Origin of the sequence: Schaalia dentiphila ATCC 17982, from assembly GCF_000154225.1 — a bacterium.
Classification (GTDB): domain Bacteria; phylum Actinomycetota; class Actinomycetes; order Actinomycetales; family Actinomycetaceae; genus Pauljensenia; species Pauljensenia dentiphila.
On sequence record NZ_DS264586.1, the window covers coordinates 1,156,388 to 1,170,237 of the forward strand.

Sequence of the window (13,850 nt, forward strand, 5' to 3'; positions counted from 1 at the left end):
ACACGCAGTTCACGGTGGGTGGCAGGGGCGCTTCGCTGTGTCGGGTTGCCGAGGCTACTTCCGGTGGTAGCGGGGGCTCGTTCCCAGGTGGATCTCATTCTTTAGCTCCGACTGGTATAGGATGATCTGATCGTCGGCGCCCCGGTACACGTAGGAGTCGTCGAGGTCCCGGTTGCTGGCTGGATTGACAAGCCCGTCGGTGTAGTCGGCAACCTCCTCGGCTGTGGGCTCGGAACCACCCGGCTTCTGGATGATTGGGTTCTCGTCCGGGTACTGTGAAGGATCCGTCTTGACCAGTGCGCCGCCGTCAATCGCTCCATACCCCGTGTACTGTGTCCACTCGTGGTTGGGGTTCAAGCTGGTGTGAACCAGGGATTGAAGGATCTGGTTGGTGGTGGCGTCGGGCCACTTCTGGCGTGCGAGTGCGAGCATTCCTGAGACTAGCGCAGTTGAATTTGAAGTACCTGAGGCGGTCGTGGGGGCTCCGGTGTTCGCGTCGACGGTGTTGACGGGGCCGCCGAACGCGGCGGTCACGACACCGTTACCCCACGAGGAGTAGGATGCAAACGTGCCGTCACTGTTGATAGCGGACACACCGACCACGCCGGACCAGCGGATCAGCTGGGCATAGCTGTTGTCGCGTGCCGTGTTACCGGCGGATGCGACGACGATGACACCTTCGCTTATCGCGCGGGTGAGAGCCCACTGAAATTCCGAATCTCCTTCTGGGGTGCCCTGCGAGATGGAGATGATCTGGGCACCGTCATCGATGGCCTGGTTGATGAGGATAGCCATGGTATCGAGACGTAGTCCGTTGGACTTGCATGTGCCTGACGATACAGCATCAGCGGTGGCGGTCTGGTAGGTGTACAGCGTGGCGTCGGGGGCAACACCCGTATAGGGCGATACGAGCAAGGTCGCCATGTCGGTGCCGTGACGTGCTTCCGCAGGCGAGGCCTCGATTGTGCAGCGGCTCTTGTCGGTGATGTTGGCACCGGCCAGTTCGGGGGCGCTGGTATCCACGGGGCCGTCGATGAGCGCGATGGTGACGCCCTTACCTGTGTACCCCTTTTGCCGTGCAGAGTCCAGATGGTAGTACGAGAAGTACTCCTGGGTGGTGATCGGGTCCGCAGCGTGAGCGGGGGCCGGGGCCACGGTGAGGGCACCGACAGCCAGCGTGAGTGCGGAGGCGGCGGTGGTCAGGGCGCGCGCGGCGCGCCCCGCCCTCCCCACAAAACCGAAGGGAGAACGGGGCGCGGGCTGTGCGCTAGGTCGCGCGTGTGTCATGGTCACTTCCGGTGGTAGCGGGGACTCGTTCCCAGGTGGAGCGGTGTCTTGAGCTCCGCGTGATAGAGGACGACCTGATCGTCGGCACCTCGGTACACGTAGGAATCTGGGACCTCCCGCTCGGCAGCGGGATTGATGAGTCCATCGGCGTAGTCGGCAACCTCGTCAGCCGTGGGCTCAGAACCACCCGGTTTGTTGAGAATCGGGTTCTCGTCCGGGTACTGCGAAGGATCATCGATGACGAGTCCACCGCCGTCAATAGCTCCATAGCCGGTGTACTTGTTCCACTCGTGATTTGGATTCAGGCCCGAATGGACCAGCGACTGGAGGATCTGGTTGGTGGTGGCGTCGGGCCATTTCTGGCGCGCCAGTGCGAGCATCCCTGAAACGAGGGCTGTCGCGTTAGAAGTTCCTTCCGTTGTAGTCGTCTCTCCACTGCTGGAACTCCGGATGGTGACGGGGCCGCCGATAGCTGCTGTCACAACACCGTTGCCCCACGATGAGTATGACGCAAACGTGCCATCGGTATGAATCGCGGAAACTCCGACGACGCCAGACCACCAAGCAAGATGGGCGTTGTTCTCATCTGCTGCCTTATTGCCCATCGACGACACGATGATGACGCCTTGACTCACCGCACGAGTAATCGCCCACTTGAGATCCTTGTCGTGATCCGTGGAACTCAATGAAATAGAGATAATTTGAGCGCCGTCATCGATGGCTTGATTAATCAGGTTTGCGATGGTGTCGAGCTCTTGTGTGCCTTGTTTGCATGAACCGCTAGAGGCTGCACCATCGGTGGCAGTTTGGTAGGTGTAGAGCGTTGCGTCGGGTGCGACGCCGTATTTTTGGGATACCAGAAGGGCAGCCATCGAGTTACCGTGAGTCGAATTCGTTGGCGAAGCGTCCAGTGTGCATCGGCTTTTGTCGACGATGTTGGCGCCGGCTAGTTCTGGGTCGCTTAAGTCAACCGGGGTGTCGATCAGGGCGATGGTGATGCCCTTGCCTGTGTATCCCTTTTGGCGTGCGGAATCCAGGTGGTAGTAGGAGAAGTACTCCTGGGTGGTGATGGGGTCTGCCGCGTGCGCGGGGACCGGGGACACGGCGAGGGCGCCGACCGTCAGCGCGAGTGCGGAGGCGGCGGTGGTCAGGGCGCGCGCGGCGCGCCCCGCCCTCCCCACAAAACCGAAGGGAGAACGGGGCGCGGGCTGCGCGCAGGATTGCGCGTGTGTCATGATCACTTCCGGTGGTAGCGGGGGCTCGTTCCCAGGTGAAGTGGTGTTTTGAGCTCGGACTGGTACAACACAACGGTATCGTCGATGCCCCGGTACACGTAGGAAGCGGGGATACTACGGTGGGCCGCGGGACTAATGAGACCATCCACGTAGTCGGCTACCTCGTCAGCCGTGGGCTCGGAACCACCCGGTTTGTTGAGGATCGGGTTCTCGTCCGGATACTGCGAAGGATCGTCATTGACAAGGGAACCTAAAGCAGCTGCGCCGTACCCGGTGTATTGGTTCCACTCGTGGTTGGGGTTCAGACCCGAGCGCACGAGTGACTGGAGGATCTGGTTGGGGGTGGCGTCGGGCCACTTCTGACGCGCCAGGGCCAGCATGCCGGCGACGAGAGCGGTCGACACAGAGGTACCTCGCGTGGTGACGGGTTGATTTGTCACTTCGTCGCGTGTATTGAAAGGACCGCCCACAGCTGCCGTGACGACGCCGTTGCCCCAGGAGGAGTATGACGCGAACGTGCCGTCCGTGTTGATGGCGGATACGCCAACAACGCCAGACCATCTACCCAAGTGACTGTTGTTTTCGTCGTCTGACGTGTTGCCGGCTGAAGCAACAATGATGACACCGCGTGCAATTGCGTTGGTGATAGCCCACTTGGCGTCGTCACCCAGGTGTCCTGTTCCTTGGGAGATGGAGATGATCTGAGCGCCATCTTCGACGGCTTGGTTGATGAGCGTGCCGAAGTCGTCGAGCTTCTTGCCGTCGACCTTGCAAGTGCCCGCCGACACAGAATTGTCATTCGACACTTGATAGCTGTGGAGCGTAGCATCAGGAGCCACGCCGGTGTACGGAGAAACCAGGATAGTCGCCATATCAGTGCCGTGACGTGCTTCTGCAGGCGAGGCCTCGATGGTACAGCGGCTCTTGTCGGTGATGTTGGCGCCGGCCAGCTCGGGGGCGCTGGTGTCCACGGGGCCGTCGATGAGGGCGATGGTGATGCCCTTGCCGGTGTAGCCCTTCTGGCGTGCGGAGTCCAGGTGGTAGTACGAGAAGTACTCCTGGGTGGTGATCGGATCGGCCGCGTGCGCGGGGGCCGGGGCCACGGCGAGGACTCCGACGGCCAGAGCGAGTGCGGAGGCGGTGGTGGTCAGGGCGCGCGCGGCGCGCCCCGCCCTCGCCACAAAAGCGAAGGGAGAACGGGGCGCGGCGTTGGAGGAGATGTTCACCACTGGCGCGGGTCCCATCCGTCGTCCATGCGCTTCGCCGGCGCGATGTCCTTGTCGGTGCCGGAGGTCTGCGACAGGGGATTCACGTAGCCCGCGGGCAGCTCGTCCTCGTCGTCGTCGAACTTGAAGGCCACGTACCGGTTCTTACGGCCCTTCTTGTCGTCCTTGCCTGCGCCAGCGCCCGCGCCCGCGCCGGCACCCATGAAGCCGCCGCTCGTCGTTCCGCCCTTGCCAGCGGCGCCGGCCGCGCCGGCAGCTCCGCCGCCGTTCGCGCCCGTGGTGCCCGTGACGCCGGAGGAACCCGCAGGGCCGTTCGCGCCGGCCGCGCCCGCGGGGGGAGTGTAGGAGCCAAAGCCGGAACCCGAGTAGGAGCCGACCTTGAGGCCAGCCGCGCCCGAAGCACCCAGGCCGTTCGTCGAGCCTGTCACGCCGCGCATGCCCGCGGCGCCCATGCGACCGGCGCTGGACAGACCACTGGCAGAGCCGGATCCGCCGAGGCCGTTCGCACCGGCACCGCCGAAGCGGCCGAAGACGCTGGATCCACCGAAGCTGCCCGAGCCCATGCGGGCTGCGCCGCGCAGGCCGAGCGCTCCCGCGCCGAGGACGCCCGCGCCGCCGAGGCGGCCTGCCGTGGCGGAGTCGGAGGCCGCGCCGCCGTTGAGACGCCACAGCGGGTGATCCACGTCGGCCGGAGGGGCGGGGGTGTGACCTCCGACGACGCCGTTGCGGTACGCCGTGCCATTCACAGCGGTGTGGAGTAGGTCCGTGCCCATGAGCTCCTGGGGATCCGTGATCGGGTTCGTGCGCGATCCGGTCTCGCCGTAGGCGGGTTCCTGGGTCGGGACGGCACCCGATGCGACGGTACGGTTCTGGGCAGCGGCGGCGTCTGCCTCGCTCCACCACGGCTGAGCGAAACCACCCGGGTACGTACCCGAGGCTGGGTTGCGACCGTCGGAGCGCCCATATGAATGAGAGGCGCTGTCCGCCCATGCCTTCGCAGCATCTACACTCGTCTGTGAAGAGCTCTCGTTGTCAGTTTCCAGCTTCTGAGTGTCTACGAGACTTTGAATCTCTTGCATGCTGCTGCTCAGATCCCCCGTCAAGGAGTTCACTCGCTCGAGGATGCGCGTCGCCGCTGCCTCTCGCTGGGCGTTGGCCTGTGCTTCGACCGCGTCCACGTAGGCGGCGCCGGTCGTAAAGCGCTTGCCCAAGACAGAAACGCCACCTCCTGGGGAGGAGCTAGGAACCATGACAACCGGGTTGTCGCGCATTGCCTCGGTTGCAGAGTCCAAGAGGGTTGGAGACAGGAGGTTAGCCTCGTGGAGCGCCGACGCCATCGCCAAGCGACCAGCTTGGTAGGTGTTGTGACCGCTCCGGTAGGTGTCCGCGTGCGCGTTGATACGCTGAACCGCTCTGTCCACCCACGCGTTCATGGCGTTAGCAGTCTCGCCCACAAAGCCTTGCGAGTCGCGGTACTGCTTGAGGCGCTCAACGGCTTCTTCGAGGCCCTTGATCGTCTGCTGGTGGTCGGCGTCCCACGCGTCCAGGTCTCGATTGGAGCGGGCGGCCTCCATGAAGACCTTGAGGCGCTCGTACATCGGAGAGGAAACCATAACAAATCCTTTCTACAGCCAGAAAAGTTGCTCAGACTTCGGGCTGTGCACCCTGCGTAGGAGCCTGGGTGGTAGATCCACCGGTAGTCGTTGAATGAGTCGTCCCCGATTGCGTGGGCAGTAGAGCCTTAAGTGCTGCGCCTCCGACGACCTGCTCTAGCTCGTGTTGTGCTGCCTTAAGTGCGGCTGCCGCGTCAGACTTGTCGACTCGGTTCAGCGCTTCCTGGATCCTTGCAAGCTGCAGCTTGTTATCCTGCTCCGTGCCCGTGAAGTCCTTCAGAGCGGCGTTGATCTCAGCCTCGAAAGTGGAGATGAGTTCTGCTTCCTTTGCGAGGATGTCTGACACCGTGTCGAACAGCTTGGCGGAGCTGCGGCCCATGGAGCTAGGACCATCTTCGGTTCCCCAGAACATGGACTTTTGGGCGGCGCCCAGGGAAGAGGACCCCTGTGCGGACGAAGTCACGGCATCGCCGCTCTCTACCACGTGGGTGGTCGCCGCTGCCTGCTTCTCGCTGTCGACTCCTACCTGATCAGCCATTTGTAGCTCCTTAAAATCGATGGAAGATGAAAGAGCGCTGCAATGCGCCCGGTTGCTTACTTGGCGACCTTGAAGCGGCGGACCAGCGGCTTATCGGGCTGGTCGGAGCCCTCGATCTTCAGGGTCCACACGTAGGTCAGATCAGAGCCCGAGCCCTCCACGTCCACAGTCCAGGACGAGTAGTACTCGCAGTTCTGCTCCACGCACAGGTCGTAGGTGTCATTGCCCAGCCGCCAAAAGTCGGTGGCCGACATCATCTGGTAGACCATGTCATTCTTGTTGACCACGGTCTGGCCCTTGGGATCCAGCTTGAACTGTTGCGAAGAAATCAGGCTGGGCTCCACACCCACCAGCTGCGCTCCAACCATGTTGTTCAAGGCCACGGCCTTCTCGGCGATCTGCTTCTTCTGATCGCCAGACGCGGACTGCATCTGCTGCACCAGCTGCTGCTTCTGCCCCTGAGGAATGTTGGGCAGCTTGCTGATATCGGTGGCCTTAGAGCCACCCCCACCGAAGAGGGAGCAACCCGACAGCGCGACGGCAGCGAGCAGCAGGGACGAGGTGGCCGCACATGCGCGACGGGACACGAGAGAGGACATATTTTTCTCCTACTTTCAGACTGGTCAATCATATGCGACGAACGGGTCGCCGTGTCAATAAACGGTCAGATTGATGCGGGAGGGGTGTTCACCAGCTGGGCGGCGACGACACCGAGCTCACGGTGGACGACCTGCGCGCGGCCCGGAACCGCTCGCTTGGGCTTGACACCGTTGATGATCGCGCCCTCGCTGGGGTTGCCGGACAGGAGGATGCCGGTGACCGCCAGGTCATTCATCATCTGCAGGACCTTCTCGTAGGCCGCGCGCGACGCGCCACCCATACGGCGGGTGATGATCACGTGCAGGCCGATGTCGGCCGCCTGCGGCAGCAGGTCGATGAGCTCCATGAGCGGGTTGCCCGACGTCGTCGCGACCAGGTCGTAATCGTCGACCAGGATCCACGCCTCGGGACCCGACCACCAGCTGCGGTCGCGAATCTGCTCGGGCGTCACGTCCGAACCGGGCAAGCGCGTGCGCAGGTACCCTGCGAGCTCGCGCATCTTCTTCATGGCCTCGGCGTGGTTCGTCAGGTACCCCAGCTGGTATTCCTTCGGAACCGCGCCCATGAGGGTGCGACGCATGTCGATCGTGAGGATCTTCGCCTCGCCCGGCGTGTACAGGCGCATGACCTCGGAAATGATCGAGCGCAGGAACGTCGTCTTGCCCGTCTTGCCGTCGCCGAACAGGTACAGGTGCGACTCCGCGCGCGTGTTGAACAGGAGCGGACCGAGGCGGGACTCCTCCACGCCCAGGATCATGTCGCCACCGCCGCGCGGCAGGATCTGCTGATCCGACACCTGCTTGAGGATCTCGGGGACCGTGACATTCTCGGGCAGCAGGCGCAGCTTCGGACCGGGGCCGTGGACCAGCGACTCGCGGATCTTCGCCACCGTGCGCGTCACGCCCTGCGACACGGTCGATGGATCCGGATCGTCGTCGGCGCGCGGCAAGCCGATCATCATCTCGTGGCCCACCATGTCGATGCCTCGACCCGGGCGGCCCTTCGGAATACGGGCGGCGCCCTCGCGGTTAACGATCGACTCCTTCGGGTTCGCCGTGTGCAGCTCCAGGCGCGAACCGAAGATGTCCTGCGCCTCCGAACGGATATCCATCCAACGGGCGGCCGACACGATGAGGTGAACGCCCAGCGACAGGCCTCGGCTCATCATCGTCGTCACCTGGCGGTCCACGCCGTCGAACTCGCTGCGCAGCGCGCCCCAGCCGTCGATGACCAGGAACACGTCGCCATAGCCGTCGTCGTAGCGTCCTTCCAGGCGCCCGCGACGGTAGGTGTCCATCGAATCGATGCCGTTCTGACGGAAGTATCGCTCACGGTCGTCCATGATCGCCGCGATCTCGGCGATCATACGCGTACGCACCTCCTCGGTGTCGCGCGTCGCGATACCCGCCACGTGCGGGGCGCCCGCAAAGCCGGCGAACGTGCCGCCACCGAAGTCCATGACGTAGAACTGGACTTCCTGCGGTGTGTAGGTCAGCGACAGGGCCTGCACGATCGTGCGCAGCGCCGTCGACTTACCGGTCTGCGGGCCACCCACCAGCGCGAAGTTACCGCCCGCGCCCGACAGGTCCAGAACGAGGGTCTCGCGACGCTGCTCGAGCGGCAGGTCGACCGTGCCCAGGGGTACGCGCAGAGTGCCGGACTCGCGCCACGCGCGCGAGACGAAGCCGAGCTCCGGGTCCGGGCGCAGGTCGGGCATGAGGGTCGCGAAGGTATCCGGGACCTCCAGCGGCGGCAGCCACACCTGGTGCGCCGGGTAACCCTTGCCTTTCATCTTCGCGACGGCGATGTCCATCTCGGACATGTCCGCCCAGATCTCGTCGCCAGCCAGAACGACTTCCTGGTTCTGGTCGACCTCTTCCTCCTCGCCCAGGTCCTCGCGCGTGATGACGGGAGCGACCGTGAACGGCAGGATCTCGATCGGCGCGGTCGGAGCGCCGGCCGTCGAGGCCTCGGAAATCGACGCGAGCGTACGCGCCGGCGGGGGAGCGGCCACGTAGGACGCGCGGAAACGAACGAGGCCGTCGCCGCCCGCCTTCAGGAAGCCCGAACCGGGCAGCGGGGGCAGCTTCGCGGCGTCGGGAATACCCAGGACCTCACGAGAGTCGTTCTCCGTGAACGTCTTCAGCGCAATGCGGTACGACAGGTGCGACTCCAGGCCGCGCGCCTTACCCAGATCCATCTTCTGCGAGGCGAGCAGCAGGTGCACTGACAGGGATCGGCCCAGACGGCCGATCATGATGAAGACCTCGCCGAACTCTGGCTTGGCCATCAGCATTTCCGTGAACTCGTCCAGGACGATGAACAGGGCCGGCAGCGGCGGGAACTGATGCTTGCCCGCGAGGCGATCCGCCTCGTAGTCGGACACGTTCGCGTAGTTGCCCGCCTGACGCAGGACCTCCTGGCGGCGCACCATCTCGCCCTGCAGGGCGTCCTGCATACGGTCGACGAGGGAGAGCTCCGACTCCAGGTTCGAGATCATGGCCGACACGTGCGGCAGGTCCGACATGCCGGCGAAGGTCGCGCCACCCTTGAAGTCGACGAGAACCAGGTTCAGCTGCTCCGGAGAGTGGGTGAGCGCCAGGGCCAGCACGAGGGTACGCAACACCTCGGACTTACCGGAGCCGGTCGCGCCGATCAGCAGGCCGTGCGGACCCATACCCTGCTGGGCGGATTCCTTAATGTCGAGGACCACGGGCCGGCCCTCGGGCGTGACGGCGAAGGGGGCGGCGAGGCGTTCGCGTCCTTCGCGGCGCCGCCACTGCTTCTCCGGGTCGAAGTCTCGGATATCGCCGATGCCGACGAGCTCCATGAGGTCCATCTGGCGGGCCTCGTCCGAACGGCCCACGGGCGTCTCCGCCTCTTCCAGGTTCTGCTGCGTGGCGAAGGGCGTCATGCGGCGGGCCACGGCCTCGGCCTGAACGGCGGTGAGGCGGTCGGCGAACGCCTGCTCAGGCAGGGAGTCCATGGTGACCACGTCGACCACGTCCGCGCCCTTGTGATCCGGGTTGGGGTGGATGACGAGGCGCAGCGCGGTGTGTGACTTCATGGCCGTCCACTCCCGGACGCGGGACATGATCGTGACGCCGCGCACGCCCACCGCCGAACCGAAGGGGGAGTTTGGCGGGAACTCGGCCCCGTCCAACACGAGGAGGAGGTGGGGCCACTCGGGCATGTCATCACCCGGGTGGTACGCGCCGCGCATCGCGATGTCAGGGCTGATCATCTCGGCGAGCTCGCGTGGGTCAGTCGAGATCATGCGGCCCGGGCCCACCGCGTCGCGCACGATGGACGAGCGAGCCTGGGGCATCCACTTGACCCACTCCCAGTCGCCCAGTCGATCGGCCGAACACAGGACCGCGATCTTGAGCTTGGCGGGGTCGATGAAGCACGCCAGGTGCATCATGATGGCGCGCATTTCGTCGTAGGCGCTCTCGCCGTCGCCGACGACCTCGATGTGGCTGAAGTCGCCCAGGTAGAGGAACTTGCCGACGTTGTCCGTGTGGTCGTGGACACCGATGAATCGGTCCATGGCGGACAGACACACGACGTCCATCTCCGTCATCGGGTCGATCGGGGGACGCTCGAAAATGAGGCCGAGGGGCTGGGTGCCCGAGCCGTAACGGAACGTCAGCAGGTTGTACGTGTTGCCCTCGCGCGACCACAGGCGCGAACCGTTGGCGGCCAGCGTCACGAGGGCGTCGGGGGAGGGGTAGACCCAGTTGTAGTAGGCGCGCTGCTTCTTTGCGACCTTGCGCACGGACTCGCGCGTCTCAGCCAGGTAGGAGAGGTACTCGCGGCGCTGGGTCTTCACGCGCGTGCGGTACTGGGAGAACTGCCGGTACATGTTGAAGCCGACCATGCCCAGCATGGCGACCAACATGCCGCCGCCCATGAGCATCGAGCGCGTATTGTTGGGGTTCTGCATGGCCATGAAGACCATGACGCCCGTCGAACCGAGCATCGGGACGACCATCATCAGGACGTTACCGATCGATGCGGGCTCGGCCTTCTCCGGCGGCATCTGGATCGCTAGGGTTCCGGAGGGCTGCTCCGGAACCGCGGCAGTCCGCCGTTTCTTGCGTGTAACCATCAGGTCTCCTCGCGCTGTGCGCGTACGTGTTCGATGCGACTGCACCCAGTGTAGCTGAGTGGACTTCCAAGTTTTAACCGGCGGTTAGCGTCGGTGCATTACACTGGGCACTGTTGTTTACCTGAGGACGGAGGTTACATGAGCGTCACCATGGTGTCAGTGACTGTTATCGACTCCGATGGCACCTCCGATTTCGCCGCTCCCGAAGGGACGACGGTCGCGGGCCTGTGCGCCATGCTGGAGATCGATCTGTCTCTTCCCTCCGTGCGCGTCTCCTACGCCGATGGGCGTCCCCTCGACGGCGCAGCTGTCCTCGGTCGTGACCTGCCCGCAGGCTCGACGATCGCTCTGTCCAGTCGCGTCCTGTCCGCTCAGCAGGTGAACGAGGCCTCGGAGCGCCAGGAGAACCAGTGGCTGTCCCCGGTCCTCGCCCTCCTCGGCTACTGCTTCATCGTGATAGGTGCGGTTAGCTCGCTGTGCCTCCTGCCGATGCTCGGAGATGCGGCCCTGATTGGCTTTGCTCACCCCGAGGATGGCCCGAAGTGGGCCGTCGAAGTCGCGAAGATCCCGCTGTGGGCGCGCGGCGCGTGTGCCGCCGTGTGCTGCGCTGCTTCCATCCTCCCGCTTTTCGCTTCGCGCATGGTCCGTTCGAGGCCTGCCCTGCTACTCCTGATGCCCGCGCTCGCCGGATATAGCGCGATCGGCTTCGTGTCAATGTCCGGCATCCACGCCCTGTCGGTCGCCCCTGTGATCGGCGTGTGGGTTGCCCTCGCGGTTTCGCTGGCGGTCGTGTCGCTGACGACGACCCCCACCGCGCTCAGCGCCCTCTTCGCGTGGATCGGCGCCACGGCTCTCGTCACGATTGGCGCCTACCCGATGTTCGGCCTCATCGACATCGCTCCGCTGGCTCTCCTCCTCGGAGTGTTCCTGTTCCTGATGGCGCCCCGTTTTGCGCTGCGTGTGCCCGACAGCCAGCTCATTGATTCCGCGTCGGTGCAGACGATCGCGTCGCGCATCCGTCAGCCTCCCGCGCAAAAGCCCAGCACGCTGACCGGCGGCCGTATGGCGGACGCCCTCGGGCACACCGACGCTCGGTACACCCTGCTGGTGGCCGCCTCGACGCTGTTCATCCTGGTCGGCGGCATTCCCCTGGCATATACGGTGACTCCTACGATCACGTTGGGCCGAGGCCTCGGCGGCTTCATCTTCGTCATCATGTCCATCGTGACCCTATTGACGGCACCTCGGGGGATTCGCGCGCATGTCGGTCAGATCCTGCCTCGCGTCGCCGCTGTGGGCGTCGGGTGTGCGTTCCTGTTAGGCAAGTGGTCGCAGTCCTTGGCGGTGGGGACCAGCGAAGCAACGTACTCGCTGTTCCCCCTGCTCCCGTTGTCCATCCTGCTGATTATCGCGATCGCGACGGTCCTGTGGATGACGCTGCACGTTCCTAAGGGCCACGCCGCCCTTTCGGGGACGATCCTCGACTTCTTGCAGACTTTCTGCATCTTTACACTCCTTCCCGCGGCGGTCATCTCCTCGGGTCTCTTCGAGTTTGCTTGGAGGGCAGTCCTGTAATGGCTGATACGACGAAGACTCCTTTCGCCCACGCGCCCGCATCGCGGCTCGTCGGCGCGTATCTCATCGACCTGCTGATCCTCGGGGTCCTGCTTGGTGTGACGTGGTACGTGCACTTCACGGCGTGGACGATTGGAATGGTCACCGCCGAGGCAGTGGTTGCCTCCGCGCTCATGCTCGGCGCATCGGGCCGGACGCCGGGCATGGCCCTCATGCGTGTGTGCCTGATCCGCGACGAGGACGACGCGCAGACTCCGTCGCTCGGCGCGGCGCTGGGCTACACGGCCCTCGCCGTCCTCCTCCAAGTCACCGGCGTGGGCCTGCTTGCCTCGTATGCGATGGTCCACGACGGGCGCACCTGGCTCAGCGGCCCCACCCGCACCCGCTTCGTCGACCTGCGCAAGCACGCGGCGCTCGCGGCTGGCCCTGGCGAGGTTGAGCGCTCCGAGCGTCCGAGCCGGGCTCCCAGCGATTTCGATAGCGTTCGCGGGGGAGCCGATCAGTGGAGTGCCCCCGCTGCGCCGCTGACGCCCGTGCCTTCTTCGGCGCCGGACTACTCGGCACCCGGTCAGCGCGCAAACGACCCCTACGGGGAGGATTACAGCGCACCCGCAACGCCGGCGGTCTCCCCGCTGCCCGCTGCGCCCAGCGTTCCTGCTGTGCCCAGCGTTCCTGCTGCGCTCAGCGTTCCTGCTGCGCTCAGCGTGCCTGCTGCACCGGCTGCTCCCGCAGTGCGCGAGCCCAACGAGTTCGACACACTCCTCGCGCCGCCCCAGGGCGCGCCGGATACTCATCGCCCCGCGCCTCAGCGTCCCGCAGCACTGTCCATGCCCGCCGCTCCCGCGGTGCCCGCTGTGCCTGCCGCGCCTGCCGCTCCCGCCCAGGTTCCCGCCCCGCCCAGCTGGGGAGCTCCCGCTCAGCAGGTGTCCCCTCAGCCCGCCCAAGCCTCGTACGGTGGGGGAGGGCAGTATGCGGCTCCCGCATCCGGTGTGCCTGGCCCTCCGCCGAGTCGCCGCGATGTGCAGACTGTGCAGCGCTCCGGCGCGTCCCAGTGGGGTGGTGCCGGCCAGTCTCAGTGGGGTGTGCCGGTGACGCCGCCGCGCACGCAGCTTCTGTGGCTTATCTTCGACTCTGGGCAGCGCGAGCTCATCGACATGCCGGTGACGCTTGGGCGTGCACCCGCAGCCGTCGAGGGATCGCGAGCGGTCGTCGTCCCTGATGCCACGATGTCGCTATCACGTACGCACATGCGCCTGGGCCCCACGGCCACCGGTGCCTGGATCGAAGACTCCTTCTCCGCGAACGGCACGCAGATTCGCACGCCCGACGGCCGCGTTATGGAACTGACGGGTGGACAGGCGGTCGAGGTGCCCGCCGGTACCGAGGTCATCATGGGTGATCGGCGAGCCACGATCGTCTACGCCGACGCCGATTCGGTGCACTGACCCTGTTGGTGGGCGATCCCTCGCCACGTTGATTCTCTCGTGCGTCGGTCGTGTCTCCGCGTTGATCGTCTTGCTGCGCCGATCCTTTGAATGGTCACCGCCGCCGTCCCGACAGGGGACGGCGGCGGTTGTGTATGCGCTCGCGCCCGTCCCGATTTAACCGACTGGGAAATTCTTGCGGGTGGGGTCGGAAAATACCTAGCTGGTCGCTTGTGTGCAC

Annotated in this window: 9 protein-coding genes; 2 read left to right on the forward strand and 7 right to left on the reverse strand. The window is 65.0% G+C overall.

Annotated features, from left to right (window positions below; translation table 11 throughout):
* Positions 1 to 54 precede the first annotated feature (54 nt).
* The 7 genes from ACTODO_RS04840 to ACTODO_RS04870 all read right to left on the reverse strand — a co-directional run bounded on the left by ACTODO_RS04840 (position 55) and on the right by ACTODO_RS04870 (position 10,610).
* Positions 55 to 1,287 (reverse strand): S8 family peptidase, encoded by a 1,233-nt coding sequence (locus ACTODO_RS04840; RefSeq protein WP_034512108.1) that lies wholly within the window; start codon positions 1,285 to 1,287, stop codon positions 55 to 57.
* 2 nt (positions 1,288 to 1,289) lie between these two features.
* Positions 1,290 to 2,522, reverse strand: coding sequence for a S8 family serine peptidase (locus tag ACTODO_RS04845; protein ID WP_034512627.1), 1,233 nt, complete (start codon positions 2,520 to 2,522; stop codon positions 1,290 to 1,292).
* Between the two features lie 2 nt (positions 2,523 to 2,524).
* Positions 2,525 to 3,766 carry a S8 family peptidase gene (locus tag ACTODO_RS04850; RefSeq protein ID WP_003792046.1) on the reverse strand — a complete coding sequence of 414 codons (1,242 nt, stop codon included), beginning with the start codon at positions 3,764 to 3,766 and terminating at the stop codon, positions 2,525 to 2,527.
* Positions 3,745 to 5,361 carry a hypothetical protein gene (locus ACTODO_RS04855; protein ID WP_034512111.1) on the reverse strand — a complete coding sequence of 539 codons (1,617 nt, stop codon included), beginning with the start codon at positions 5,359 to 5,361 and terminating at the stop codon, positions 3,745 to 3,747. Before ACTODO_RS04855 ends, ACTODO_RS04850 begins: the two co-directional genes overlap by 22 nt.
* Before the next feature lie 31 nt (positions 5,362 to 5,392).
* Positions 5,393 to 5,899, reverse strand: a complete 507-nt coding sequence (locus ACTODO_RS04860; protein WP_003792051.1) for a hypothetical protein — start codon at positions 5,897 to 5,899, stop codon at positions 5,393 to 5,395.
* 56 nt (positions 5,900 to 5,955) lie between these two features.
* A complete protein-coding gene (locus ACTODO_RS04865; protein WP_003792053.1) occupies positions 5,956 to 6,498 on the reverse strand; it encodes a hypothetical protein in 543 nt (180 codons plus the stop codon).
* Positions 6,499 to 6,563: 65 nt separating this feature from the next.
* The gene (locus tag ACTODO_RS04870; protein WP_003792054.1) at positions 6,564 to 10,610 is read right to left on the reverse strand and encodes a type VII secretion protein EccC; all 4,047 of its coding nucleotides are present in this window, start codon (positions 10,608 to 10,610) and stop codon (positions 6,564 to 6,566) included.
* A gap of 138 nt (positions 10,611 to 10,748) precedes the next feature.
* On the opposite strand from ACTODO_RS04870, the gene ACTODO_RS04875 reads away from it, so the two are divergent.
* Both ACTODO_RS04875 and ACTODO_RS04880 read left to right on the forward strand, forming a co-directional pair.
* On the forward strand, positions 10,749 to 12,185 hold the full coding sequence (locus ACTODO_RS04875; protein WP_003792056.1) for a hypothetical protein: 1,437 nt from the start codon (positions 10,749 to 10,751) through the stop codon (positions 12,183 to 12,185).
* Positions 12,185 to 13,630: an FHA domain-containing protein gene (locus ACTODO_RS04880; protein ID WP_003792058.1), complete on the forward strand. Its 1,446-nt coding sequence runs from the start codon at positions 12,185 to 12,187 to the stop codon at positions 13,628 to 13,630. Before ACTODO_RS04875 ends, ACTODO_RS04880 begins: the two co-directional genes overlap by 1 nt.
* The last annotated feature ends 220 nt before the right edge of the window (positions 13,631 to 13,850 follow it).